Source organism: Streptomyces sp. NPDC048182 (assembly GCF_043202555.1).
Taxonomy (GTDB): Bacteria; Actinomycetota; Actinomycetes; order Streptomycetales; family Streptomycetaceae; genus Streptomyces.
In genome coordinates this window covers 45,599-67,780 of the sequence record NZ_JBIDAQ010000017.1, presented here as the reverse complement: position 1 = coordinate 67,780, position 22,182 = coordinate 45,599, and the positions used below count along the sequence as shown (strand labels likewise).

Annotated in this window: 23 protein-coding genes; 16 read left to right on the top strand and 7 right to left on the bottom strand. The window is 74.1% G+C overall.

The genetic code is table 11. The features are described from left to right. Window positions 1-115: 115 nt before the first annotated feature. Entirely contained in the window at window positions 116-781 is a 666-nt protein-coding gene (locus ACGFZL_RS27705) for a GntR family transcriptional regulator (protein ID WP_393695729.1), read from the top strand. A 174-nt stretch (window positions 782-955) separates the two neighbouring features. Here ACGFZL_RS27705 and ACGFZL_RS27700 read toward each other — a convergent pair whose 3' ends face one another. Continuing rightward, window positions 956-1,237 (bottom strand): HPr family phosphocarrier protein, encoded by a 282-nt coding sequence (locus ACGFZL_RS27700; protein ID WP_062671404.1) that lies wholly within the window; start codon window positions 1,235-1,237, stop codon window positions 956-958. Window positions 1,238-1,337: 100 nt separating this feature from the next. Between ACGFZL_RS27700 and ACGFZL_RS27695 the strand changes: the two genes are divergently transcribed. From ACGFZL_RS27695 to ACGFZL_RS27680, 4 genes are all read left to right on the top strand, one after another. Beyond that, on the top strand, window positions 1,338-4,163 hold the full coding sequence (locus tag ACGFZL_RS27695) for a GNAT family N-acetyltransferase (protein WP_393695726.1): 2,826 nt from the start codon (window positions 1,338-1,340) through the stop codon (window positions 4,161-4,163). A gap of 87 nt (window positions 4,164-4,250) precedes the next feature. Beyond that, window positions 4,251-4,847 (top strand): DUF5998 family protein, encoded by a 597-nt coding sequence (locus ACGFZL_RS27690; RefSeq protein ID WP_355171409.1) that lies wholly within the window; start codon window positions 4,251-4,253, stop codon window positions 4,845-4,847. After that, window positions 4,847-6,040, top strand: a complete 1,194-nt coding sequence (locus tag ACGFZL_RS27685; protein WP_393695723.1) for an alkaline phosphatase family protein — start codon at window positions 4,847-4,849, stop codon at window positions 6,038-6,040. Before ACGFZL_RS27690 ends, ACGFZL_RS27685 begins: the two co-directional genes overlap by 1 nt. 52 nt (window positions 6,041-6,092) lie before the next feature. Next, the gene (locus tag ACGFZL_RS27680; protein ID WP_355171405.1) at window positions 6,093-6,743 is read left to right on the top strand and encodes a thymidine kinase; all 651 of its coding nucleotides are present in this window, start codon (window positions 6,093-6,095) and stop codon (window positions 6,741-6,743) included. A 13-nt stretch (window positions 6,744-6,756) separates the two neighbouring features. Here the strand turns inward: ACGFZL_RS27680 and ACGFZL_RS27675 are convergent, their stop codons facing one another. After that, entirely contained in the window at window positions 6,757-7,527 is a 771-nt protein-coding gene (locus tag ACGFZL_RS27675; RefSeq protein WP_393695721.1) for a VOC family protein, read from the bottom strand. 193 nt (window positions 7,528-7,720) lie between these two features. Between ACGFZL_RS27675 and ACGFZL_RS27670 the strand changes: the two genes are divergently transcribed. Further along, a complete protein-coding gene (locus ACGFZL_RS27670) occupies window positions 7,721-8,572 on the top strand; it encodes a sulfurtransferase (RefSeq protein WP_393695719.1) in 852 nt (283 codons plus the stop codon). Between the two features lie 63 nt (window positions 8,573-8,635). Here the strand turns inward: ACGFZL_RS27670 and sepH are convergent, their stop codons facing one another. Then, window positions 8,636-9,694 (bottom strand): septation protein SepH, encoded by a 1,059-nt coding sequence (sepH, locus tag ACGFZL_RS27665; RefSeq protein ID WP_355171399.1) that lies wholly within the window; start codon window positions 9,692-9,694, stop codon window positions 8,636-8,638. 392 nt (window positions 9,695-10,086) lie between these two features. Between sepH and ACGFZL_RS27660 the strand changes: the two genes are divergently transcribed. Continuing rightward, window positions 10,087-10,995 carry a hypothetical protein gene (locus ACGFZL_RS27660; RefSeq protein WP_393695716.1) on the top strand — a complete coding sequence of 303 codons (909 nt, stop codon included), beginning with the start codon at window positions 10,087-10,089 and terminating at the stop codon, window positions 10,993-10,995. Here ACGFZL_RS27660 and ACGFZL_RS27655 read toward each other — a convergent pair. Together ACGFZL_RS27655 and ACGFZL_RS27650 are read right to left on the bottom strand one after the other, a co-directional pair. Next, window positions 10,919-12,238: a D-arabinono-1,4-lactone oxidase gene (locus tag ACGFZL_RS27655; protein ID WP_393695714.1), complete on the bottom strand. Its 1,320-nt coding sequence runs from the start codon at window positions 12,236-12,238 to the stop codon at window positions 10,919-10,921. The two genes, ACGFZL_RS27660 and ACGFZL_RS27655, sit on opposite strands and share 77 nt — an antisense overlap. Further along, window positions 12,198-13,436, bottom strand: coding sequence for an MFS transporter (locus tag ACGFZL_RS27650; protein ID WP_393695712.1), 1,239 nt, complete (start codon window positions 13,434-13,436; stop codon window positions 12,198-12,200). The genes ACGFZL_RS27655 and ACGFZL_RS27650 overlap by 41 nt, the downstream gene beginning before the upstream one ends. Window positions 13,437-13,625: 189 nt before the next feature. Here ACGFZL_RS27650 and ACGFZL_RS27645 point away from each other — a divergent pair, with 189 nt between their 5' ends. Both ACGFZL_RS27645 and ACGFZL_RS27640 read left to right on the top strand, forming a co-directional pair. Next, on the top strand, window positions 13,626-14,753 hold the full coding sequence (locus ACGFZL_RS27645) for a ferrochelatase (protein WP_393695710.1): 1,128 nt from the start codon (window positions 13,626-13,628) through the stop codon (window positions 14,751-14,753). Window positions 14,754-14,771: 18 nt separating this feature from the next. Further along, window positions 14,772-15,620 carry an inositol monophosphatase family protein gene (locus ACGFZL_RS27640; protein ID WP_393695708.1) on the top strand — a complete coding sequence of 283 codons (849 nt, stop codon included), beginning with the start codon at window positions 14,772-14,774 and terminating at the stop codon, window positions 15,618-15,620. 83 nt (window positions 15,621-15,703) lie between these two features. Here the strand turns inward: ACGFZL_RS27640 and ACGFZL_RS27635 are convergent, their stop codons facing one another. Then, window positions 15,704-15,877, bottom strand: a complete 174-nt coding sequence (locus ACGFZL_RS27635; RefSeq protein WP_393695706.1) for a hypothetical protein — start codon at window positions 15,875-15,877, stop codon at window positions 15,704-15,706. Between the two features lie 351 nt (window positions 15,878-16,228). Here ACGFZL_RS27635 and ACGFZL_RS27630 point away from each other — a divergent pair, with 351 nt between their 5' ends. The 4 genes from ACGFZL_RS27630 to ACGFZL_RS27615 all read left to right on the top strand — a co-directional run bounded on the left by ACGFZL_RS27630 (window position 16,229) and on the right by ACGFZL_RS27615 (window position 19,767). Further along, window positions 16,229-16,882, top strand: a complete 654-nt coding sequence (locus tag ACGFZL_RS27630; protein WP_355171385.1) for a response regulator transcription factor — start codon at window positions 16,229-16,231, stop codon at window positions 16,880-16,882. A 6-nt stretch (window positions 16,883-16,888) separates the two neighbouring features. Next, entirely contained in the window at window positions 16,889-18,139 is a 1,251-nt protein-coding gene (locus ACGFZL_RS27625) for a sensor histidine kinase (RefSeq protein ID WP_393695704.1), read from the top strand. Window positions 18,140-18,521: 382 nt separating this feature from the next. Further along, on the top strand, window positions 18,522-18,818 hold the full coding sequence (locus ACGFZL_RS27620; protein WP_003993510.1) for a DUF4193 domain-containing protein: 297 nt from the start codon (window positions 18,522-18,524) through the stop codon (window positions 18,816-18,818). Window positions 18,819-18,831: 13 nt separating this feature from the next. Continuing rightward, the gene (locus ACGFZL_RS27615) at window positions 18,832-19,767 is read left to right on the top strand and encodes a hypothetical protein (protein ID WP_355171381.1); all 936 of its coding nucleotides are present in this window, start codon (window positions 18,832-18,834) and stop codon (window positions 19,765-19,767) included. Window positions 19,768-19,772: 5 nt separating this feature from the next. Here the strand turns inward: ACGFZL_RS27615 and ACGFZL_RS27610 are convergent, their stop codons facing one another. After that, on the bottom strand, window positions 19,773-20,225 hold the full coding sequence (locus tag ACGFZL_RS27610) for a DUF3093 domain-containing protein (protein WP_393695702.1): 453 nt from the start codon (window positions 20,223-20,225) through the stop codon (window positions 19,773-19,775). 57 nt (window positions 20,226-20,282) lie between these two features. Between ACGFZL_RS27610 and ACGFZL_RS27605 the strand changes: the two genes are divergently transcribed. From ACGFZL_RS27605 to ACGFZL_RS27595, 3 genes are read left to right on the top strand one after another with little or no spacing between them, the layout of a single operon-like run. Then, the gene (locus tag ACGFZL_RS27605) at window positions 20,283-20,867 is read left to right on the top strand and encodes a PaaI family thioesterase (protein ID WP_393695700.1); all 585 of its coding nucleotides are present in this window, start codon (window positions 20,283-20,285) and stop codon (window positions 20,865-20,867) included. Further along, window positions 20,864-21,424, top strand: a complete 561-nt coding sequence (dut, locus tag ACGFZL_RS27600) for a dUTP diphosphatase (RefSeq protein WP_355171375.1) — start codon at window positions 20,864-20,866, stop codon at window positions 21,422-21,424. Before ACGFZL_RS27605 ends, dut begins: the two co-directional genes overlap by 4 nt. A 1-nt stretch (window position 21,425) precedes the next feature. Next, window positions 21,426-22,178, top strand: a complete 753-nt coding sequence (locus tag ACGFZL_RS27595) for a DUF3710 domain-containing protein (protein WP_355171373.1) — start codon at window positions 21,426-21,428, stop codon at window positions 22,176-22,178. Window positions 22,179-22,182: the final 4 nt, after the last annotated feature.

Genomic DNA, 22,182 nt, shown 5'->3' with positions numbered 1-22,182 from the left:
CCGAATTCCGGTCGGCGGTCGGAAAGAACGCCGAATTGGCCTAGAGTCTTGACCCAGAGTCGCTGAGGACGCGTCCGTCGTCGGCGTTTCACGGGGATTAAGGCGGAGGTCGGCCATGCGAATTCCGGCGCACTCGGTGTGCGCGGCGATCCGGGACGACATCGTCGCCGGGGTGCACCCGCGCGGCAGCCGCCTCACCGAGGAACTGCTCGCCCGCCGCTACGGCGTCTCCCGCGTCCCCGTCCGCGAGGCGCTGCGCACCCTGGAGGCCGAGGGCTTCGTGGTGACCCGGCGGCACGCGGGCGCCTGCGTCGCGGAGCCCAGCGAGCAGGAGGCCGCCGACCTCCTGGAGGCCCGCGCCCTGCTGGAGCCGCTCGGCGCGGGGCGGGCCGCCCGACGCCGCAGCGAGGCCCACCTGAAGGTGCTGCGCGGACTGGTCCGCCTCGGCCAGGAGCGGGCCGGCCAGGGCGGGTCCGAGGACCTGCGCGCCCTGGGCGGCTGGTTCCACGAGACCCTGGCCCAGGCCGCCGGCAGCCCCTCCCTGACCGCGCTGCTCACCCAGCTGCGCCACAAGATCGCCTGGCTCTACGTCGTCGACGTGCCGGCCGGCGCGGTGCAGTGCTGGGCGGAGCACGGCGCGATCGTCGACGCGGTGACCCGCGGGGACGGGGAGCGGGCGCGGATGCTGATGGCGCTGCACGCCGAGCGCTCGGCGCCGGCCCACCGGCTGCGGGTGAGGAGAATGCAACCTGCCGTAAACACACCGAGCGCGGGGAATTAACACGGGCGCCGTATACAAGAGGGGAATTCCCGGCGGGATCTCGAAAGGGGAGTTTGGGAGGATTTCCCTTTGACCGGGGGTGCTTCTCGTAACGGGAAAGGCCGGCCCGCGCCCTCGAAATGAGGGCGCGGCCCGGCCCACGCGAAATGCCCGCAGTGGCGTCGGGTCGCGGTGTCAGACGGTCTCGGGAAGCTCCTCGAGGCCCTCCGCGACCAGCTTCGCCAGCCGCTCCAGGGCGGCGTCGGCGCCCTCGGCGTCCGAGGCCAGGACGATCTCCTCGCCGCCCTGCGCGCCCAGGCCGAGGACGGCCAGCATGGAGGCCGCGTTGACGGGGTTGCCGTCCGCCTTGGCGATGGTCACCGGGACCCCGGTGGCCGTGGCGGCCCGGACGAAGATGGAGGCGGGGCGGGCGTGGAGACCCTCGGCCCAGCCGACGTTGACGCGGCGCTCAGCCATGTGATGCTGCCCTTCGAGTGGTGCAGGGTTGACCTGGTGCAGGGTTGTCTAGACCAGTTTCCCACATCGCGCGGCATGCGCGAGCCGTACGCTGGGGCGCATGCAGACCTCGCCGGACCGGCACGCGTATCCCGCCCACTGGGAGGCCGACGTGGTGCTGCGCGACGGCGGCACCGCGCGCGTGCGGCCGATCACGGTCGACGACGCCGAGCGCCTGGTCAGCTTCTACGAGCAGGTCTCCGACGAGTCGAAGTACTACCGCTTCTTCGCGCCCTACCCCCGGCTCTCCGCCAAGGACGTGCACCGCTTCACCCACCACGACTTCGTGGACCGGGTCGGTCTCGCCGTCACGGTCGGCGGCGAGTTCATCGCCACCGTGCGCTACGACCGGATCGGCCCCGGCGGCACCCCCGCCTCCGCGCCGGCCGACGAGGCCGAGGTCGCGTTCCTGGTCCAGGACGCCCACCAGGGGCGCGGGGTCGCCTCCGCGCTCCTGGAGCACATCGCCGCCGTCGCCCGGGAGCGCGGCATCCGCCGCTTCGCCGCCGAGGTGCTGCCCGCCAACACCAAGATGATCAAGGTGTTCATGGACGCCGGGTACACCCAGAAGCGCAGCTTCGAGGACGGCGTGGTGCGCCTGGAGTTCGACCTGGAGCCCACCGACCGCTCGCTCGCCGTGCAGTACGCGCGCGAGCAGCGCGCCGAGGCGCGGTCCGTGCAGCGGCTGCTCCAGCCCGGCTCCGTCGCGGTCGTCGGCGCCGGACGCGCGCCGGGCGGCGTCGGCCGCAGCGTGCTCGGCAACATCCTGGACGCCGGCTACACCGGCCGGCTGCACGCCGTGAACCGGGGGCTCGCCGAGGGCGAGACGGAGATCGGCGGCGTGCCGGCCCGCCGCTCGGTGCGCGACATCGACGGGCCCGTGGACCTCGCCGTGGTGGCCGTACCCGCCGAGCGGGTGCCCGAGGTGGTCGACGAGTGCGGCGAGCACGGCGTGCAGGGCCTGGTCGTCGTCTCCGCCGGGTACGCCGACAGCGGGCCCGAGGGCCGCGAGCGCCAAAGGGCACTGGTGCGCCAGGCGCGCTCGTACGGCATGCGGATCATCGGCCCGAACGCCTTCGGGATCATCAACACCGCGCCCGAGGTCCGGCTCAACGCCTCCCTCGCCCCCGAGTCGCCCCGCCCCGGCCGGATCGGCCTGTTCGCCCAGTCCGGCGCCATCGGCATCGCCCTGCTGTCCCGGCTGCACCGGCGCGGCGGCGGGGTCACCGGCGTCACCGGGGTGTCCACCTTCGTCTCGTCCGGCAACCGGGCGGACGTCTCCGGCAACGACGTCCTGCAGTACTGGTACGACGACCCGCACACCGACGTCGCCCTGATGTACCTGGAGTCCATCGGCAACCCGCGCAAGTTCACCCGGCTCGCCCGGCGCACCGCCGCCGCCAAGCCGCTGGTCGTCGTCCAGGGCGCCCGGCACGGCGGCGTCGCACCGCAGGGGCACGCGGTCCGGGCGACCCGGCTGCCGCACGCCACGGTCTCCGCGCTGCTGCGGCAGGCCGGCGTGATCCGCGTCGACACCATCACCGAGCTGGTCGACGCGGGCCTGCTGCTCGCCCGCCAGCCACTGCCGGCCGGGCCCCGGGTGGCGATCCTCGGCAACTCGGAGTCGCTCGGCCTGCTGACGTACGACGCGTGCCTCTCCGAGGGGCTGCGGCCCCAGCCCCCGCTCGACCTGACGACGGCGGCCGCCCCGGCGGACTTCCACGCGGCGCTGGCCCGCGCGCTGGCCGACGACACGTGCGACGCGGTGGTGGTGACCGCCATCCCGACGCCGGGGGAGGGCGCCCCGGGCGACGCGGCGCTGGCCGTGGCCCTGCGCACGGCGGCGGCCGAGGTGCCGGCCAAGCCGGTCCTGGTGGTCCACGTGGAGCTGGGCGGCCTCGCGGAGGCCCTCTCGGCGGCGACGAGCACGGCCCCGCAGGCGCGGCCGGCGGCCCCGGTGGCGAGCACCCCCGCGTCTCCCGCCTCCCCCGCCCCGCCCGCCCCCGCGGCACCCTCCGAAGAGGCCCGCCTCATCCCCGCCTACCCCGCCGCCGAGCGCGCCGTCCGCGCCCTCGCGCAGGCCGTCGCCTACGGGCAGTGGCGGCGCGAGTCAGCCGATCCCGGCCGGGTGCCGGAGTACGACGACATCGACGAGAAGGGCGCCGCCGAGCTGATCGCCGGCCACCTCGCGCGCGCGGAGGGCCCCGCCCTCGACCAGGCGGCGACCTGCGAACTGCTCACCCGGTACGGCATCCGCGTGCACCGCGCCCTGCCCGCGCCCACCCCCGACGACGCCGCGGAGGCCGCCCGCGCCCTCGGCTACCCGGTCGCTCTCAAGGCGACCGCCCCGCACCTGCGCCACCGCGCCGACCTGGGCGGCGTCCGCCTCGACCTCGCCGACGAGGAGCAACTGCGCCGGGCGTACGCCGAGTTGACCGAGTTGTTCGGCCGCCCCGAAGAGCTGCGCCCGGTGGTGCAGTCCATGGCGCCGCGCGGCGTGGACACCCTGGTCCGGGCCGTCATCGACCCGGCCGCAGGCGCCGCGCTCTCCTTCGGGCTCGCCGGGCCCGCCACCCAGCTGCTCGGCGACACGGCGCACCGGCTCATCCCGGTCACCGACCGCGAGGCCACCACCCTGATCCGCTCGGTGCGCACCGCCCCGCTGCTGTTCGGCTGGCGCGGCTCGGCGCCGGTGGACACCAAGGCCCTGGAGGAGCTGCTGCTGCGCGTCTCCCGGCTGGTCGACGACCACCCCGAGGTCGTCGCCGTCACCCTCGAACCGGTCGTCGTCGCCCCGAAGGGCCTGAGCGTCCTCGGCGCGACCGTCCGCCTCGCACCGCCGCCCGCCAGGGACGACCTCGGCCCGCGCACCCTCCCGGCGTACTGACCCGGCCGGGGCCCGACCGGCGTCCGGCCGGGGTCCCGCCCGCGGGGGCCGCACGACCGTGCCGCGCAGTCGGTGGGCCCCCGTAGGATGGACGCCATGGCCAAGACCAGTACGACGACCCAGGGGCTGCGGGCGGCGATCGAACGCAGCGGCTACTACCCGGCTCTCGTGGCCGAGGCGGTGGAGGCCGCCGTGGGCGGCGAGCCCGTCCGGTCGTACCTGGTCCACCAGGAGACGACGTTCGACCAGAACGAGGTGCGCCGGCACGTCACGGTGCTCGTGCTCACCGGCAACCGCTTCATCGTCAGCCACACCGACGAGCAGGCCGCCGACGACACCTCCCCGACCCCGTACGCGACCACGTCCACGGAGTCGGTGAAGCTCGGCCGGATCTCGTCCATCGTCGTCAGCCGCGTGGTCGCCAACCCGGAGCAGTACAAGCCGGGCACCCTGCCCCGCGAGATCGTGCTGACCATCGGCTGGGGCGCCGTCGCCCGGCTCGACCTGGAGCCCGCCGCCTGCGGCGACCCCAACTGCGAGGCCGACCACGGCTACACCGGCTCCTCGACCGCCGACGACCTGAGCCTGCGCGTGAGCGAGGCCGGGGACGGCCCGGAGACGGTGCGCCAGGCGCTCGCTTTCGCGCAGGCGCTCTCCGAGGCGACCGCGGACACCACCCGCTGATGGCGCAGCCCGCCGCCTGGGACACCCACCCGGAACCACTCCCCGTCGCCTCCGCCCCCGTGCCCGAGTACGGCACCGGCTCCCTCGCCGACCTGCTGCCCACCCTGGCCGCCGGCCTCGGCGTTCCCGGCATGACCGCCTCGATTCCCGAGCTGGCCCCGACCGACCGGGTCTGTGTGTTCCTGATCGACGGCCTCGGCTGGGAGCAGCTGCGCGCGCACCCGGACGACGCCCCGTTCATGACCTCGCTGCTCGGCACCTCGCGCGGCGGCACCGGCCGCCCGGTCACCGCCGGCTTCCCCGCCACCACCGCCACCTCCCTCGCCTCCGTCGGCACCGGCCTGCCGCCCGGCGCGCACGGCCTGCCCGGCTACACCGTGCGCGATCCGGCCACCGGCGCGCTGATGAACCAGCTGCGCTGGCAGCCCTGGACCGAGCCGGCCGCCTGGCAGCCGTACCCCACCGTCTTCCAGCGCGCCCACGAGGCCGGGGTGCTCGCCGCCCAGGTCTCCTCGCCGACCTTCGCCGCCACCCCGCTGACCAAGGTCGCGCTCAGCGGCGGCACCTTCCACGGCCGGCTGCCCGGCGAGGAGCGCATGGACCTCGCCGCCGAGGTGCTCGCCGGCGCCGACCGCGCGCTGGTCTACACGTACTACTCCGAGGTCGACGGCGCCGGACACCGCTTCGGCGTCGACTCCGACTCCTGGCGCGGCCAGCTGGGCCGCGTCGACCGTCTCGTCCAGCGCCTCGCCGAGCAGCTGCCGCCGCGCAGCGCCCTGTACGTCACCGCCGACCACGGCATGATCGACGTGCCCTTCGACGAGGAGCACCGCTGGGACTTCGACGAGGACTGGGAGCTGCGCGCCGGCGTCGCCCTGCTCGGCGGCGAGGGCCGCGCCCGGCACGTCTACGCCGTCCCTGGTGCCCAGGGCGACGTGCTGGCCTGCTGGCGCGAGGTGCTCGGCGAGCAGTTCTGGGTGGCCTCGCGGGACGAGGCGATCGCGGCCGGCTGGTTCGGCCCGCGCGTGGACGACCGGGTGTACGGCCGGCTCGGCGACGTCATCGCCGCCGCCCGCGACGACGTCCTGCTCATCGCCTCCGAGCGGGAGCCCAAGGAGTCCGCGATGGTCGGCAACCACGGCTCGATGACCCCGGCCGAACAGCTCGTCCCGCTGCTCGAAGCACGCGCCTGACCCCCACCGACCGATGCCCCGTCCACCCCTGGTGAAAGGTTCCCGCCCCGTCATGCCCGAGCTGGTGTTCTTCTCCGGAACGATGGACTGCGGGAAGTCGACCCTGGCTCTGCAGATCGAGCACAACCGCTCCGCCCGCGGCCTGGCCGGCGTGATCTTCACCCGCGACGACCGGGCCGGCGAGGGCAAGCTCTCCTCCCGGCTCGGCCTGGTCACCGACGCGGTGGAGGTCGAGGACGGCCAGGACCTGTACGCCTACCTGGTCGACCACCTCTCCCGGGGCGGCCGGGCGGACTACGTGATCGCCGACGAGGCGCAGTTCCTCGCCCCCGGCCAGATCGACCAGCTCGCGCGCGTGGTGGACGACCTCGGCCTCGACGTCTACGCCTTCGGCATCACCACCGACTTCCGCTCCAAGCTGTTCCCCGGCTCCCAGCGCCTGGTCGAACTCGCCGACCGCGTCGAGGTGCTCCAGGTGGAGGCGCTGTGCTGGTGCGGGGCCCGGGCCACGCACAACGCCCGCACCGTGGGGGGCGTCATGGTCGTCGAGGGCGCCCAGGTGGTCGTCGGCGACGTCGCGCAGTCCCCGGACGAGGTCGGCTACGAGGTGCTGTGCCGGCGCCACCACCGCCGCCGCACCACCGCCGCGACGGCCCGCGCGGCGGCGCTTTCCCCGGACGTCCTCCCGGTCCAGCACGCCTGAGCGGAGCCCCTCCTCAGGCCCGGCGGCTCTCCAGCAGCGCGAACCGCGCCCCCTCCGGGTCGGCCACCATCGCCTCCCGGCCCCGCCCCGACTCCCGTACCGGCCGCAGGACATGGCCGCCCAGCTCGGTCAGCCGCTCCACCGCCTCGGCGGCGTCGGCCACCTCGAAGTACGTCAGCCAGTGCGGCCCCCGGTCGCGGGGCAGAGCGCCGCCCAGGCCCCGCACGCCGGCGACGGGCCGGCCCTCGCGGGACAGGGTGACGTAGTCGAGGTCGGCGGAGACCTCCGGCTCGGGCTCGCAGCCGAAGACGCGCTCGTAGAACTTGGCGACGCTCGCCGACTCGAAGGTCAGCAGCTCGTTCCAGGCCGGGGCGCCGGGGACGCCCGTGACCGCGGTGCCCAGGTGCTCCGCCGCCTGCCAGACGCCGAAGACGGCCCCCGAGGGGTCGGAGCCGATGGCCAGCCGCCCGGCGTCGCCGGCGTCCAGCGGGCCCACGCCGACGGTGCCGCCGCACGAACGCACCGCCTGCGCCGTCCGGTTCACGTCCTCGGCGGCGAAGTACGGGGTCCAGGCCGGCGGCAGCCGGCGATCCGGGGGGACCCGGCCGATGCCGGCCACCTCGCGGCCGTCTAGCAGTGCCCGGACGTAGGGGCCGAGCTGCTGCGGCCCGGGCCGGAACTCCCAGCCGAACAGCTCCCCGTAGAACTCCTGCGTCGCGGCCGGTCCGTGCACCATGAGGCTCACCCAGCAGGGTGCGCCGGCCGGACCCCGTCCGTCGGTCATCGCCACTTCTCTCTCGGCCCCGTGCGGGCCGTGCGTCCGCTTCCGCTTGGACGGACCCGTGCCGTGCGGGCGGCCCGGCTGCTCGGGTGATACAGCATGTGCCCGATCCGGCACGCCTCGTGATCGGTGTTGTCCGGCGGGCAGAGTAGCCCGACATGGACGGCCGGGCCACTCGGTACGCCAGGATGGGGACATGAACGCCATCATTTCCGCAGCCGATCTCGCCACCGAACTGGCGGGCGCCCACCCGCCGGTGGTCCTGGACGTCCGCTGGCAGCTGAGCACCGCCAAGGCGGACGGCGCCCCGCCCTTCGACGGCCGCGCCGCCCACGCCGCGGGCCATGTGCCCGGCGCCGTCTATGTGGACCTGGACGAGGAGCTGGCCGGCGCGGCCGGCCCGCGGGGCCGCCATCCGCTGCCCGACGTGGCCGAGTTCGGCGCCGCGATGCGCCGCGCGGGCGTCTCTGCGAGCCGGCCGGTCGTCGTCTACGACGGGGGACAGGGCTGGGCGGCGGCCCGCGCCTGGTGGCTGCTGCGCTGGACGGGTCACCCGAACGTGCGGGTCCTGGACGGCGGGTTGCCGCTGTGGGAGGGGCCGCTGTCCACGGAGCAGCAGGCCGTCGCCGAGGGCGACTTCACTCCTGAGCCCGGTGCCGCGGGGCTGCTCGACGCCGACGGGGCCGCGGCGCTGGCCCGCTCCGGAGTGCTGTTCGACGCCCGCGCGGGGGAGCGGTACCGGGGCGAGGTCGAGCCGATCGACCGGGTCGGCGGCCACATCCCGGGCGCCGTGTCCGCGCCGACCACGGAGAACACCGGTCCGGACGGCCGCTTCCGGCCCGCCGGTGAACTGCGCGCCCGCTTCGCGGCGCTGGGCGCGGAAGAGGGCGGGCAGGTCGGCGTCTACTGCGGCTCGGGCGTCTCCGGTGCGCACGAGGTGCTGGCCCTGGCGGTGGCCGGCATCCCGGCGGCGCTGTACGTGGGGTCCTGGTCGGAGTGGTCCGCCGACCCGGCGCGGCCGGTGGCGGTGGGGACGGAGCCCCAATAGCGGCCGGAGGCCGGGCCCTTCAGGGGCCCGGCCTCCGTTCTTCCGTCCGTCCTACTCCTCTTCCTACTCCTGCTTCTTGCGGCGCGTCCCGAACACGATCTCGTCCCAGCTCGGGACCGCCGCCCGGCGCCCGGGGCGGACGCCGTCCGCCTCGGCCTGGCGGTCGGTCGAGCCGGTCAGGCGGTCGCGGTGGCTGCCCACCGAACGCGGCATCAGGATGTCGGCGTAGGCGGAACCGGCCGACGCCGCGGGCGCCGGGGGCTCCTCCGCCTCCGCCTCCTCCACGGGCTCCTCGGCCGGTGGCTCCGTCGGGCGCTCCGGGACGACCAGGTCGCCGCGGAAGCTCGGCACCGCCTCCAAGAGGCTGGTCAGCGAGTCCCGTTCCCGCTCGGCCGGAGCCTCCTCGGCCGCGTCGGCGGCGGCCGCGGGCAGGCTGGGCCGCTCCCGCGGCTCGCGCAGCTCGCGGTCGAGGCTGCGGTCCAGGGGCCTATCGCGCGGCAGCCTGGCGATGCGGGGCACGAAGGGGAAGCTGGGCTCGGGCGCGGCGAGGTCGTCGGTCTCGCCGATCAGGGCGCGCGCCTCGTCGTCGACGGCCTGGACGAGCCGCCGGGGCGGATCGTACGTCCAGCTCGCCGAGTGGGGTTCGCCCGCGACCCGGTAGACCAGCATGACCTCCCAGGTGCCGTCGTCGCGACGCCAGGAGTCCCACAGGGTGGTGTCCTTCTCGGCGCCGCGCAGCAGCAGGCGCTCCTGGACGGCCTCACCGAGCGGCGGCCCGGAGTTCTCGCCGGGCCGGCGGACGGAAGTCTTGCGGGCCCGCTCCGCCATGAAGGCGCGCTCGGCGAGCACGGGACCCTCGAAGCGGCGCACGCGCTCGACGGGGATGCCGGCCATCTGTGCGACCTCTTCCGCGGTCGCGCCGGCGCGTATCCGCGCCTGGATGTCGCGGGGGCGGAGATGGCTCTCCACCTCGATCTCGATCTGGCCGAGACGGGGACGGTCGCCGCGCACGGCGGCCCGGAGCCGCTCGTCGATCGGCAGCGTGTACTCCGTGCTGTCCGCAGCCTTCAGCACCAGCCGTGTGCCGTCATTCGAGACGGCCACGACACGCAGTTCGGGCATGGGGACCTCCCGGGTGGTGCCTGCCGACGTCACGTGCGTCGCTGCTTCCGCTCTGTCGAGTGTGGCCTGCCCGGGTGCAGCCTGCCACAACCTTGCCGAGTTGGTCCTTGAGGGTGCGGGCACCCTGTGGGGTCCGGACCCAGGGCTCGCCACAGTACTCCATTCGGGCCATGTCCGTAGGTGGGCACGCCGTGCGGCTTCCGGCAAGAGCGGCTCTCCGGCCGTCGCGCACGGGGTCTCACGATCTTGGACGTGGCGAAGTTCACGCAATCACCAGAAACGGAACTAATGGTTTCCGGTCGGACGTCCTCCTCTCGTGCGGGCGTCCGACCAGGAAGCGGATGCCCGGACTCGCGAACCGCACACACGGGAAAGGCAGGCAGGGTACCGGGATGCGTGAGAAGCCCGAAGCCGTGGCCGGGACGGGCCAGGGGAACCAGGGGAAGGAGACGGGGACCAGGCGCATCGACCTGAGCCTGCCCCAGGTCGCGGGCAGCGCCCTCGCGGCCGTGGTGGCCGCCAAGCTCGCCTCCTCGTTCGGCGTCTACGGCACGATCGTCGGCGCCGGCCTGATCAGCGTCGTCGCCACCTGCGGCGGCACGCTCTTCCAGCACTTCTTCAGCCGCACCGGCGAGGAGCTGCGCAGCCGGCGCACCGTCGGCACCGCCACCGTGCGGCCCACCGCGTCCACGCCGTCGGCCACGCCGGCCGCGGGGCCGGCCGCCGGGGAGTTCACCGCGGGCACCGTCTACCGGGCACGCAACAAGGGCTGGCGGCGGCCGGTGGTCGCGGCGGCCGTCGTCTTCGGCGTCGCCATGGGCGGGATCACCGTGTACGAGGTGGCGTCCGGGCACGACCTGAGCGGCGGCCACAGCACCACCGTCGGCAACGCCTTCTCCGGTCACAACCGCTCCGCGCCGCACCGGCCGAGCGATCCCGGCGGGTCGGACGACCCCGGCACGGGGGATTCCGGCGGCTCCGAGGACGGACAGCGGCCCGGCGGCCCGGGCGCGTCGCAGGACACCGGCGATCCCGACGGCACCGGGTCCGGTTCGGGCTCGGGCTCGGACTCCGGGAGCGACGACCCGGCCGCCACCCCGTCCGGTACGCCCGGCGGTGACGCGGGCGGTCAGGACGACGGCGGCACCCCGAAGGCCACGCCCAGCCCCGGCGCGACAGGCGGCGACGACTCCGGCGGCACCGACCCCGCCCCCGACGACTCCGCTACGGCCCCAGCACCCTCCGCAAGTGGTCGTTCAGGAACAGCCGGTCAGGGTCAAGACGATCCCGCAGCGCCGTGAACTCGCCGAAGCGCGGGTACACGCCGGCCAGGTACTCCGCGGTCCGGGTGTGCAGCTTGCCCCAGTGCGGCCGGCCCTCGTGCGCGGTGAAGATCTGCTCGGCGGCGGTGAAGTACTCCCGGTAGGGCGTCCCGCGGAACATGTGCACGGCGACGTAGGCGCTGTCGCGGCCCGAGGCCGTGGACAGCGCGATGTCGTCGGCCGGGGCGGTGCGCACCTCGACCGGGAAGCTGATCCGCAGCCCCGACCGCTCGACCATGGCGCGCAGTTCGCGCAGCGTGTCGACGAGGGCCGCACGCGGCACGGCGTACTCCATCTCCACGAACCGCACCCGGCGCGGCGAGGTGAACACCTTGTACGGGATGTCGGTGTAGGTGCGCGCGGACAGCGCCCTGCTGGAGAGCCGGGCGATCGCCGGGACGGTGGCGGGCACCGTGCGGCCGAGCACGTTGGCCGCCTGGAAGACGCCGTTGGAGAGGAACTCGTCCTCCAGCCAGCCCTGGAGGCGGCCCACCGGCTGCTCCGGACCGGCGCTGCGGTTGTTGCGCTTGGTGTTGGTGCTGCCGGTGTGCGGGAACCAGTAGAACTCGAAGTGCTCGTTCTCCGCCCACAGCTCGTCGAAGTCGGCGAGCACCCGGTCGAGCGGCATCGGCTCCTCGCGCGCGGTGAGCAGGAAGACCGGCTCGACGGCGAAGGTGATCGCGGTGACGATGCCGAGGGCGCCCAGGCCGATCCGGGCGGCGGCGAAGACCTCCGGGTTCTCCTTCTCGGAGCACCTGAGCAGCGAACCGTCGGCGGTGACCAGCTCCAGGCCCTTGATCTGCGCCGCCATGGAGGCGGACTCGCGGCCGGTGCCGTGGGTGCCGGTGCTGGTGGCCCCGGACACGGTCTGCTCCATGATGTCGCCCATGTTGGTGAGCGAAAGGCCCTCGCGGGCCAGGGCGATGTTGAGCCTCTTGAGCGGGGTGCCGGCCTCGACCGTGACCGTCATGTCGGCACGGTTGATCTCCCGGATGCCGGTCAACAGTTGAGGGCGTATCAACACGCCGTCGGTCGCCGCGATGGCGGTGAAGGAGTGCCCGGTGCCCACCGCCTTGACCCGCAGCCCGTCCTCGGCTGCCCGGCGCACCGCCTCGGCCAGCTCCTCCACGGACGTCGGGGCGACCTCCCGCGCGGGACGCGCGGCGACGGTGCCGCCCCAGTTACGCCACGTGCCGTTCCTCGCGCTCGCTGTGCTGCTCAACGATCCCTCCCTGATGCGGAGCCGGCCGCTTGAGCCGGCGGAACCCCAGGAAACCGACCACCACCGCGACCGCCCCGGCGACCGCCGGAACCGCGTACCCGGCCCGCGCCCCGGCCGCGTCGATCACCCAGCCGGAGACGGAGGACCCGAGCGCGACGCCGACCGCGAGGCCGGTGCTGACCCAGGTCATGCCCTCGGTCAGCCGCGCGCGAGGTACGTGCTGTTCGATGAGGGACATCGTCGTGATCATCGTGGGCGCGATGGACAGCCCCGCAACGAACAGCGCCACGGCCAGCAACGGCAGGTTTCCGACCAGTAGGAGGGGGATCATACTCACGGCCATCGCGCAGACGCCCAGCAGCCAGCGGCGCTCGGGCGGTCCGGCGGGGCGCAGCAGCCCGAAGACCATGCCGGCCGCGCAGGAGCCGGCCGCGTACAGGGCGAGCACCACGCTGGCGGCCGCCTTGTGCCCGCGCTCCTCGGCGAAGGCCACGGTGACCACGTCGATGGCGCCGAAGATCGTCCCGGTCGCCGCGAAGGTGACCACCAGGACCTGGAGCGGCCGGGAGGCCAGCGCGCTCCCCCTGCCGTGCTGCCCGCGCGGGTGCGGCACCGGTTCGGTGGCGCGCTGGGCGGTCAGCCAGAAGACGCCGGCCGCCAGGAAGCAGCCGGCGAGCAGCGGGCCCGCCTCGGGGAACCACACGGTGGACAGCCCGATGGAGATGATCGGCCCGAAGATGAAGCACACCTCGTCCACCACGGACTCGAAGGAGTACGCGGTGTGCAGCCGCGGGGTGCCGCCGTACAGCGCGGCCCAGCGGGCCCTGACCATCGCGCCGAGGCTGGGCACGCAGCCCATGCCGAGGCAGGCGGCGAACAGCACCCAGTCCGGCCAGCCGTAGTGCGCGGCCGGCAGCAGCACCGCCCCCGAGGCCAGCGCCACCAGGGTCGCCGGGCGCAGCACCCGCCGCTGCCCGTGCCGGTCCACCAGGCGGGAGACCTGCGGGCCCAACACGGCGGCGGCCAGCGCGATGGTGGCCGACAGGGCGCCGGCCAGCCCGTACCGCCCGGTGAGCTGCGAGATCATCGTGACCACGCCGATGCCCATCATGGACAGCGGCATCCGGCCGACGAAGCCCGCGGCGGCGAAGCCCTTGGTGCCGGGCGCGGTGAACAGGGCGCGGTAGGGGCTGGGCAACGAGGTCTCCGGGGCGGGTCGTCAGGTGCGAACGTAAGGTGCGAACGCGGCTCGAACAGATTACCGGTCGGCTCATCCGAAAAGTACCCTCGCGCACCACCGCCCGAGTGCCGTCGCGCACCACCGCCCGACGCACCCGGGATCGGGCCCCGATGCCCCGTTGTCGGTGCCTGGTGGCAGGATCGGAGCATGCCTGACGTGCGTGATGCCCAGCCCTACGACGCCCTGCTCCTGCTCTCGTTCGGCGGCCCCGAGGGCCCGGACGACGTGGTCCCGTTCCTGGAGAACGTGACGCGCGGGCGCGGCATCCCCACCGAGCGCCTCAAGGAGGTCGGGCAGCACTACTTCCTCTTCGGCGGGGTCAGCCCGATCAACGACCAGAACCGCGCCCTGCTCGACGCGCTGCGCAAGGACTTCGCCGAGCACGGCCTGGACCTGCCGGTCTACTGGGGCAACCGCAACTGGGCGCCGTACCTGACGGACACCCTGCGCGAGCTGGTCCGCGACGGCCGCCGCCGCGTCCTGGTGCTGGCCACCAGCGCGTACGCCTCCTACTCGGGCTGCCGGCAGTACCGGGAGAACCTGGCGGACGCGCTGGCCGCCCTGACCGCCGAGGGCCTCGAGCCGCCCCGTGTCGACAAGCTGCGGCACTACTTCAACCACCCGGGCTTCGTCGAGCCCATGGTCGACGGCGTGCTGCGCGCCCTGGCCGACCTGCCCGAGGAGGTCCGCGACGGCGCGCACCTCGCCTTCTCCACCCACTCCATCCCCACCGCCGCCGCGGACACCTCGGGGCCGGTGGCGGAGCACGGCGACGGCGGGGCCTACGTCCGCCAGCACCTGGACGTGGCGGCGCTGGTCGCCGACGCCGTCCGCGAGCGCACCGGCGTGGACCATCCCTGGCAGCTCGTCTACCAGTCGCGTTCGGGCGCCCCGCAGATCCCGTGGCTGGAGCCCGACATCTGCGACCACCTCGCGGAGCGGCAGGCGGCCGGCGCCCCGGCCGTCGTCATGGCCCCCATCGGCTTCGTCTCCGACCACATGGAGGTCCTCTACGACCTCGACACGGAGGCCACCGCCAAGGCCGAGGAGCTGGGCCTGCCGGTGCGCCGCTCGGCGACGGTCGGCGCCGACCCGCGGTTCGCCGCCGCGGTGCGCGACCTGGTCCTGGAGCGGGCCGCCCACGAGCGCGGCGCGCAGGCCGCCCCCTGCGCCCTGGGCGCGCTCGGCGCGAGCCACGACGTGTGCCTGGTCGGCTGCTGCCCCGCCCGCGCCCCACGCCCCGCCGCCGCGGGCGCCGACAGCCCCTACGCGTAAGGAACCGTGAGAGTCACCGTGACCGAGGCAACCCCTGGCCCCCTGTCCACCGGCCCCCGGCCCACCGACCCGCTCCACGCCGAGCTGCTTGAGACCGCCCTGGAGGCGGCCCGCCGCGCGGGCGAGCTGCTGCGCGACGGCCGCCCGGCCGACCTGGCCGTCGCCGCCACCAAGTCCAGCCCGATCGACGTGGTCACCGAGATGGACATCGCGGCGGAGAAGCTGATCACCGGCCTGATCGCCGACCGCCGCCCCGACGACGGCCTCCTCGGCGAGGAGGGCGCCGCCACCGAGGGCACCAGCGGCGTCCGCTGGGTCGTCGACCCGCTCGACGGCACGGTCAACTACCTCTACGGCCTGCCCACCTGGTCCGTCTCCATCGCCGCCGAGCAGGGCGGCGAGACCGTCGCGGGCGTGGTCGCGGTGCCGATGCGCGGCGAGACGTACCGGGCCGTGCGCGGGGGAGGAGCCTGGGCGACCGGGGCCTGGGACGGCGAGCGCCGGCTGGCCTGCCGCGGCGCCGCCCCGCTGGACCAGGCGCTGGTCTCCACCGGCTTCAACTACGTCGCCGAGGTGCGCGCCGAGCAGGCCGAGACCGCGCGCCGCCTGATCCCGCTGGTGCGGGACATCCGGCGCGGCGGCTCGGCCGCCATCGACCTGTGCGACGTGGCCGCGGGCCGCCTCGACGGCTACTACGAGCGCGGGCTGCACCCCTGGGACCGCGCGGCGGGCGACCTGATCGCCCGGGAGGCGGGCGCGGTGACCGGCGGACGCCCCGGTGAGCGCCCCTCGGACCGGCTGACCATCGCCGCCACCCCGGCCGTGTTCGAGCCCCTCCAGCGCCTCCTGGCGGACTTCGGCGCCTGAGCCGGGCGGACATGGGCAGACAGGGGCCCCGGCGGTGGATCCGCCGGGGCCCCTTCAGGTCGCCTGTGTCGGTACGGGCCTGGTCAGATGCCGGTGAGCCCGACCTCCACGCCGTGCTCCGCGGCGAGCCGGCGCAGGTCGTCGAGCTCGCCCAGTTCCACCTCGACGAGGAACTCGTCCCCCTCGTCTCGGGCCCGGGACAGGTCGGACTCGGTCGTCTCTATGCGCTGTAGAAGTCCGGCGGTGAAAGCGTCCATGCTGCGCCCCCTCGTCCTGGGTCGGTGGGTCGGTGGCACGGGGTGTGCCGTTCGGAAGGGGCGATCACGTCTCCGGTGGAGTGCCCAGCGCTGCCCGGCCGGGCGGCGACGGTGCCGGACACCCACGCCCGCTCTGCGGAAGCGGACCGCGGCGCACCGCGGGTCGTGCGGTACAGGCAGAGCGTGATCGCGGGGTGTAAAGCCGTCCTCCCCCCGCTCTCTTCCGCGGAAACCTCAACCCGGCGAGAAAATCTCCTATTCCCCGCGTCCCTCACCCGCCTTACCGCCGACTTACGGCCGAAAAGGGCAGGATGGGGGCGAAGACTCCCCACCCCTGGAAGGACCTGAGACGTGCGCGTACTCGTCGTCGAGGACGAGCAGCTGCTCGCCGATGCGGTGGCCACCGGACTGCGCCGGGAGGCCATGGCCGTCGACGTCGTGTACGACGGCGCCGCGGCCCTGGAGCGCATCGGGGTGAACGACTACGACGTGGTCGTCCTCGACCGCGACCTCCCCCTGGTGCACGGCGACGACGTCTGCCGCAAGATCGTCGAACTCGGCATGCCCACGCGCGTGCTGATGCTGACGGCCTCCGGCGACGTCAGCGACCGGGTCGAGGGTCTGGAGATCGGCGCCGACGACTACCTGCCCAAGCCGTTCGCCTTCAGCGAGCTGATCGCGCGCGTGCGCGCCCTGGGCCGGCGCACCAGCATCCCGCTGCCGCCGGTCCTGGAGCGGGCCGGGATCAAGCTCGACCCCAACCGCCGCGAGGTCTTCCGGGACGGCAAGGAGGTCCAGCTCGCGCCCAAGGAGTTCGCCGTCCTGGAGGTCCTCATGCGCAGCGAGGGCGCCGTCGTCTCCGCCGAGCAGCTCCTGGAGAAGGCCTGGGACGAGAACACCGACCCGTTCACCAACGTCGTCCGCGTCACCGTCATGACGCTGCGCCGCAAACTGGGCGAGCCGCCCGTGATCGTCACCGTGCCCGGCTCCGGCTACCGGATCTGATCGACCGTGGCGAGCACCCCCGCGCCCCCGCAGGCGCCACCGAAGCCCACCTGGGACCCGCGCCCGGCCACCCCGCTGCCCTGGCTGCGCCCGACCATCCGGATACGGCTCACGCTGCTGTACGGCGGCATGTTCCTCATCGCCGGCATCCTGCTGCTCTCGATCATCTACCTGCTGGCCGCGCAGGCGCTGAACACCGGCAACGAGCCGCTGTTCAAGATCGTCGGCGGTGGTGACAACGTCAAGGTGGCCAGCGCCAAGTGCCCGGCCGTCAACAACGCCAGCAACCTGCCGCTGTCCACCTTCAACGCCCTGATCAGCGAGTGCACCGACCACCAGCGCCAGGTCGCCCTTGACACCCTGCTCAGCCGCTCCCTGCTGGCCCTGCTGGGCCTCGCCGTGATCGCCTTCGCCTTCGGCTACGCGATGGCCGGCCGCGTCCTGTCGCCGCTGGGCCGGATCACCCGCACCGCGCGCGCGGTGGCCGGCTCCGACCTCTCGCGCCGCATCGAGCTGGACGGCCCGGACGACGAGCTGAAGGAGCTGGCCGACACCTTCGACGACATGCTCGAACGACTGGAGAGAGCGTTCAGCGCCCAGCAGCGCTTCGTCGGCAACGCCTCCCACGAGCTGCGCACCCCGCTGGCGATCAACCGCACCCTCCTGGAGGTGCACCTGTCCGACCCGGGCGCTCCGGTGGAGCTCCAGCAGCTCGGCAAGACGCTCCTCGCCACCAACGAGCGCAGCGAGCAGCTGGTGGAGGGCCTGCTGCTGCTCGCCCGCAGCGACAACCAGATCGTCGAGCGCAAGCCCGTGGACCTCGCCGAGGTGGCCGGGCAGGCGATCGACCAGGTGCGCGCCGAGGCGGACGGCAAGGGCGTGGGGATCCACGGCGTCCGCGAGCCGGCGGTGGTCCAGGGCAACGGCGTCCTCCTGGAGCGGATCGCCCTGAACCTGGTCCAGAACGCCGTGCGCTACAACGTCCCCGAGGACGGCTGGGTGGAGGTCACCACCGCCCTCACGGGCGGTCAGGCGGTCCTGGTAGTCACCAACACCGGGCCGGTGGTGCCGGCGTACGAGATCGACAACCTCTTCGAGCCGTTCCGGCGGCTGCGCACCGAGCGCACGGGCAGCGACAAGGGCGTCGGCCTCGGCCTGTCCATCGCCCGCTCGGTGGCCCGGGCGCACGGCGGGCACATCTACGCCGAGCCGCGCGAGGGCGGAGGTCTGGTGATGCGGGTCACGCTGCCGGTCTGAGGACCGGAGATTTGTTCGCTTTCAGCGCAATTCGGCGTTCGGTGACCGCGAGGGCTCCTGTGTGATCGATCACAGGGGCGCCTTTTCGGCCGCCCACTCTCCGTGATCATGTACCTGGTCGGAAAGCCAGGAAATGCCTGGTTTCCCGGGGTCCTGATCACGGGAAGTACACGGTGAGACGCCTTTGAAGAGCGGCATTCGGACCGTGTACGGTCCCCTTCGCCATCCCGGCCGATCACTCATCAGGAGTCCGGTTGGGTGTCGATTGAGTAACAGACCTTGATGTGAGGCAAAATCTCCGCCTCGGGTCGGGCACAAGTCCGGCCTCTCACGCGTTAGTGCGCTGGAGACACCGCAGACCACCCAGAGGGGGAGAGCGATCATGGCAACCGATTACGACACTCCACGCAAGACCGACGACGACGTCGACTCGGACAGCCTGGAAGAGCTGAAGGCCCGGCGGAACGACAAGTCCGCCTCGGCCGTCGACGTGGACGAGTTCGAGGCCGCGGAGGGCCTGGAGCTCCCGGGCGCCGACCTCTCCAATGAGGAGTTGGCCGTCCGCGTCCTGCCCAAGCAGCAGGACGAGTTCACGTGCATGAGCTGCTTCCTGGTCCACCACCGCAGCCAGCTGGCCCGCGAGAAGAACGGCCAGCCGATCTGCCGCGACTGCGACTGAGGCGGGGTCGGCCGTGACCGGCTCGACCCCTCCCTGGAAGCGCCGCTTCCCGCGCAGGGGAGCGGACCAAGGGCCCACCGCGGGCCCGCACAGCGCGCACGACGACGAGCGGGGCGGCACCGGCACGGAGCCGGCCTCGCTCGGACCGGCGGACGACCGGAGTGACCTCCCGGCGACCGCCTCCTCACCCGCGCCGCCCGCCCGGCGGCGCGCGGCTGCGTTCCGGCAGGCGGCCGGGGAGGGCGTCCGCAAGGGCGGCGACCGCGCCAGGGCCGCCCTGGCGCACCTCGCCGACCGCGTCATCGACCTCGCCCCGCGCGTGCCCGTACGCGACCTGGCGACCCTGCGCCGGCAGTTCCCCGGGCTCGGCCCCGAGGAGATCGCCGACCGCCTGGTGGCCGGCGCGGCCATGGGCACGGCGACCGTCGGTGCGGGCATCGGCGCCGCGGCGATGCTGCCCGTGCCGCCGGCCATGCCCACCGAACTGGCCGCCGAGATCACCGGCGTGGCCGCCATCGAGCTGAAGCTGATCGCCGAACTGCACGAGGTCTACGGCCGCCGCCCGCCGGGCTCCCTCGCCCAGCGCAGCACCGCCTATCTGAACTCCTGGTCGGACGAGCGCGGCGTCGACGCCACCGAGCCCTCCACCATCGGCTCGGCCGTCAACAGCCACATGAAGCGCCAGCTGCGCCAGCAGATCATGAAGCGCATGGTGCGCGACCTGCCCAACCTGATGCCCTTCATGGTGGGCGCGGCCGTTGGCGCCGTCATGAACCGCCGCGACACCCGCAGACTCGCCTCCCGCATCCGCGCGGACCTGCGCAAGTCACAGGTGCCGTGGAGCGCGCTGGACGCCCAGCCGGCGCTGGAGAGCCCGAAGGACGCGCTGGACATGAGCGACCTGACCAAGGAGCTGGGACCCCGCCGGGGCGGCCGAGGCCGCCGCTGAGCCCGCTACCGGGCCGCCTCCAGCGCCTCGATCAGCCGCTCCGGCTCCCGGGTCGACAGGTACAGGTACGGGGTCGGGTCCTCGGGGTCCGTCACCTCCACGCGCACCGCGCGCGGAATGTAGGCGCGCAGCAGCATGAAGGCCCGGGTGTCGGCCTTGTACGTGCGCCAGGCGCGCGCCTCCTCCGCGTCGAGGACCTCCGCCTCGCCCAGCGCCGACACCGGCACCTTCGCCTCGCCCGCCACCAGCGAGCCGTTCACCACCCGGATGCGCACCGCCCCGTAGGAGCTGGCCGCGACCGCCGCGACGGCCGTGCCGGCCACCAGGCCGCCCAGCATCGGCAGGGTGCCGAAGGGCAGCAGGATCAGGGCGAGGGAGACCCCGACCAGGAAGGACACCAGCCACCAGGAGCGGGGCGCGGTGAGGCGTTCTTCGAAGGGGGCGGCGGAGAGCTGCATGGAGCAAGCTTGGCACGGTATCGGTGATCCCCCCGCGCGCGGGTAAGGTCTGCGCCTGTGAGTGGTACTTCCCCGGGCCTGCGGCCCCCCGCCGACGCCGTCGCGCCGGTACGGCATCCCGACGCCCCCGCCCCGGGCGAGCTGCTCGGCGCGCACTACGGCCAGTGCTTCGGCTGCGGCGACGACCAGCCGCACGGACTGCACCTCCAGGCGTACGCCGGCGAAGGCGTGTCGATCACCGCCGAGTTCACCGTGCAGCCCGCCCACCAGGGCGCGCCGGGGCTGGCGCACGGCGGCGTCCTCGCCACCGCCCTGGACGAGACCCTGGGCTCCCTGAACTGGCTGCTGCGCACCATCGCCGTGACCGGCCGCCTGGAGACCGACTTCCGCCGGCCGGTGCCGGTCGGCACCACGCTCCACCTGGACGCCGAGGTCACCGCGGTGGCCGGCCGGAAGATCTACTCCACCGCCACCGGGCGCCTCGGCGGCCCCGGCGGGCCGGTGGCGGTGCGCGCCGACGCGCTCTTCATCGAGGTCAAGGTCGAGCACTTCGTGAGCCACGGCCGCGAGGAGGAGATCCGCGCCGCCATGGACGACCCCGACCAGGTCCGCCGGACCCGCGCCTTCGAGGTGAACCCGTGAGCGACACCCCCCGCGGCCCGCTGGACGTGCTGATCCGCCGCGTCGACGCCGACGTACCGCTTCCGGCGTACGCGCTGCCGGGCGACGCGGGGGCCGATCTGCGCACCACCGTCGCCTGCGAACTCGCCCCCGGTGAACGGGCCGTGCTGCCCACCGGGGTGTCTGTGGCGCTCCCCGAGGGGTACGCGGCCTTCGTGCACCCCCGTTCGGGCCTGGCCGCCCGGTGCGGTCTCGCCCTGGTGAATGCCCCGGGGACGATCGATGCCGGGTACCGTGGAGAGATCAAGGTGATCGTGGTGAATCTCGACCCGCGCGAGAGCGTACGGTTCGAGCGCTTCGACCGGATCGCCCAACTGGTCGTCCAGCAGGTCGAGAGGGTCCGCTTCCGCGAGGTCGCGGAGCTTCCCGGCTCGGCGCGGGCCGAGGGGGGCTTCGGGTCCACCGGCGGACACGCCGGGGCGGGCCGCGGAAGCGGCACAAGCGGTCAGGTCGCCGAGGGCGGCCCGACGGGTGGGAATCGATACGCTTCGGTCGTATCCGACCGGGAAGGACAGTGACGTGTTCGGACGTCGCAAGAAGAGTGACGCCGCCGAGGGCGCGGCCGGCGAGGCCGAGCAGGTCGTCGACAGCGTCGACACCGAGGCGGACGAGAAGGCCGAGCGGGTGCGGCTCGAACCCGAACCGCGTCCCGACGGCCCCTGGGACAGCACCGAGGTCCGCGACCCGGCCGAGGGCCGCGTCGACCTGGGCGGTCTGTTCGTCCCCGGCGTCGACGGCATGGAGCTGCGCGTCGAGGTCGCGGGCGACGCGATCGTCGCGGCCACCGTCGTGCTGAAGGACAGCGCCGTCCAGCTCCAGGCGTTCGCCGCCCCCAAGCGCGAGGGCATCTGGGGCGAGGTGCGCGAGGAGATCGGCTCCGGCATCACCCAGCAGGGTGGCATCGTCGACGAGGTCGAGGGCCCGCTCGGGTGGGAGCTGCGCGCCCAGGTGCCGGTCCAGCTGCCGGACGGCACGGGCGGCTTCCAGGTCGTGCGCTTCGTCGGCGTGGACGGCCCGCGCTGGTTCCTGCGCGGTGTGATCTCCGGCCAGGGCGCGGTGCAGCCGCAGGCCGCCGGGCTCCTGGAGCAGATCTTCCGCGACACGGTCGTGGTGCGCGGCGAGGGCCCCATGGCGCCCCGCGACCCGATCGTCCTGAAGCTGCCGAACGACGCGCAGATGGTCCCCGAGGGCGTCCAGCAGGAGGAGGGCTCCCGCTTCTCCGGCGGCATGGGCCAGCTCCAGCGGGGCCCGGAGATCACCGAGGTCCGCTGACACC

Bases quoted from the DNA above. Each gene is read 5' to 3' on its own strand.
- ACGFZL_RS27705 (WP_393695729.1), top strand. From the start codon at position 116: ATGCGAATTCCGGCGCACTCGGTGTGCGCGGCGATCCGGGACGACATC.
- ACGFZL_RS27700 (WP_062671404.1), bottom strand. From the start codon at position 1,237: ATGGCTGAGCGCCGCGTCAACGTCGGCTGGGCCGAGGGTCTCCACGCC.
- ACGFZL_RS27695 (WP_393695726.1), top strand. From the start codon at position 1,338: ATGCAGACCTCGCCGGACCGGCACGCGTATCCCGCCCACTGGGAGGCC.
- ACGFZL_RS27690 (WP_355171409.1), top strand. From the start codon at position 4,251: ATGGACGCCATGGCCAAGACCAGTACGACGACCCAGGGGCTGCGGGCG.
- ACGFZL_RS27685 (WP_393695723.1), top strand. From the start codon at position 4,847: ATGGCGCAGCCCGCCGCCTGGGACACCCACCCGGAACCACTCCCCGTC.
- ACGFZL_RS27680 (WP_355171405.1), top strand. From the start codon at position 6,093: ATGCCCGAGCTGGTGTTCTTCTCCGGAACGATGGACTGCGGGAAGTCG.
- ACGFZL_RS27675 (WP_393695721.1), bottom strand. From the start codon at position 7,527: ATGACCGACGGACGGGGTCCGGCCGGCGCACCCTGCTGGGTGAGCCTC.
- ACGFZL_RS27670 (WP_393695719.1), top strand. From the start codon at position 7,721: ATGAACGCCATCATTTCCGCAGCCGATCTCGCCACCGAACTGGCGGGC.
- sepH (WP_355171399.1), bottom strand. From the start codon at position 9,694: ATGCCCGAACTGCGTGTCGTGGCCGTCTCGAATGACGGCACACGGCTG.
- ACGFZL_RS27660 (WP_393695716.1), top strand. From the start codon at position 10,087: ATGCGTGAGAAGCCCGAAGCCGTGGCCGGGACGGGCCAGGGGAACCAG.
- ACGFZL_RS27645 (WP_393695710.1), top strand. From the start codon at position 13,626: ATGCCTGACGTGCGTGATGCCCAGCCCTACGACGCCCTGCTCCTGCTC.
- ACGFZL_RS27635 (WP_393695706.1), bottom strand. From the start codon at position 15,877: ATGGACGCTTTCACCGCCGGACTTCTACAGCGCATAGAGACGACCGAG.
- ACGFZL_RS27620 (WP_003993510.1), top strand. From the start codon at position 18,522: ATGGCAACCGATTACGACACTCCACGCAAGACCGACGACGACGTCGAC.
- ACGFZL_RS27610 (WP_393695702.1), bottom strand. From the start codon at position 20,225: ATGCAGCTCTCCGCCGCCCCCTTCGAAGAACGCCTCACCGCGCCCCGC.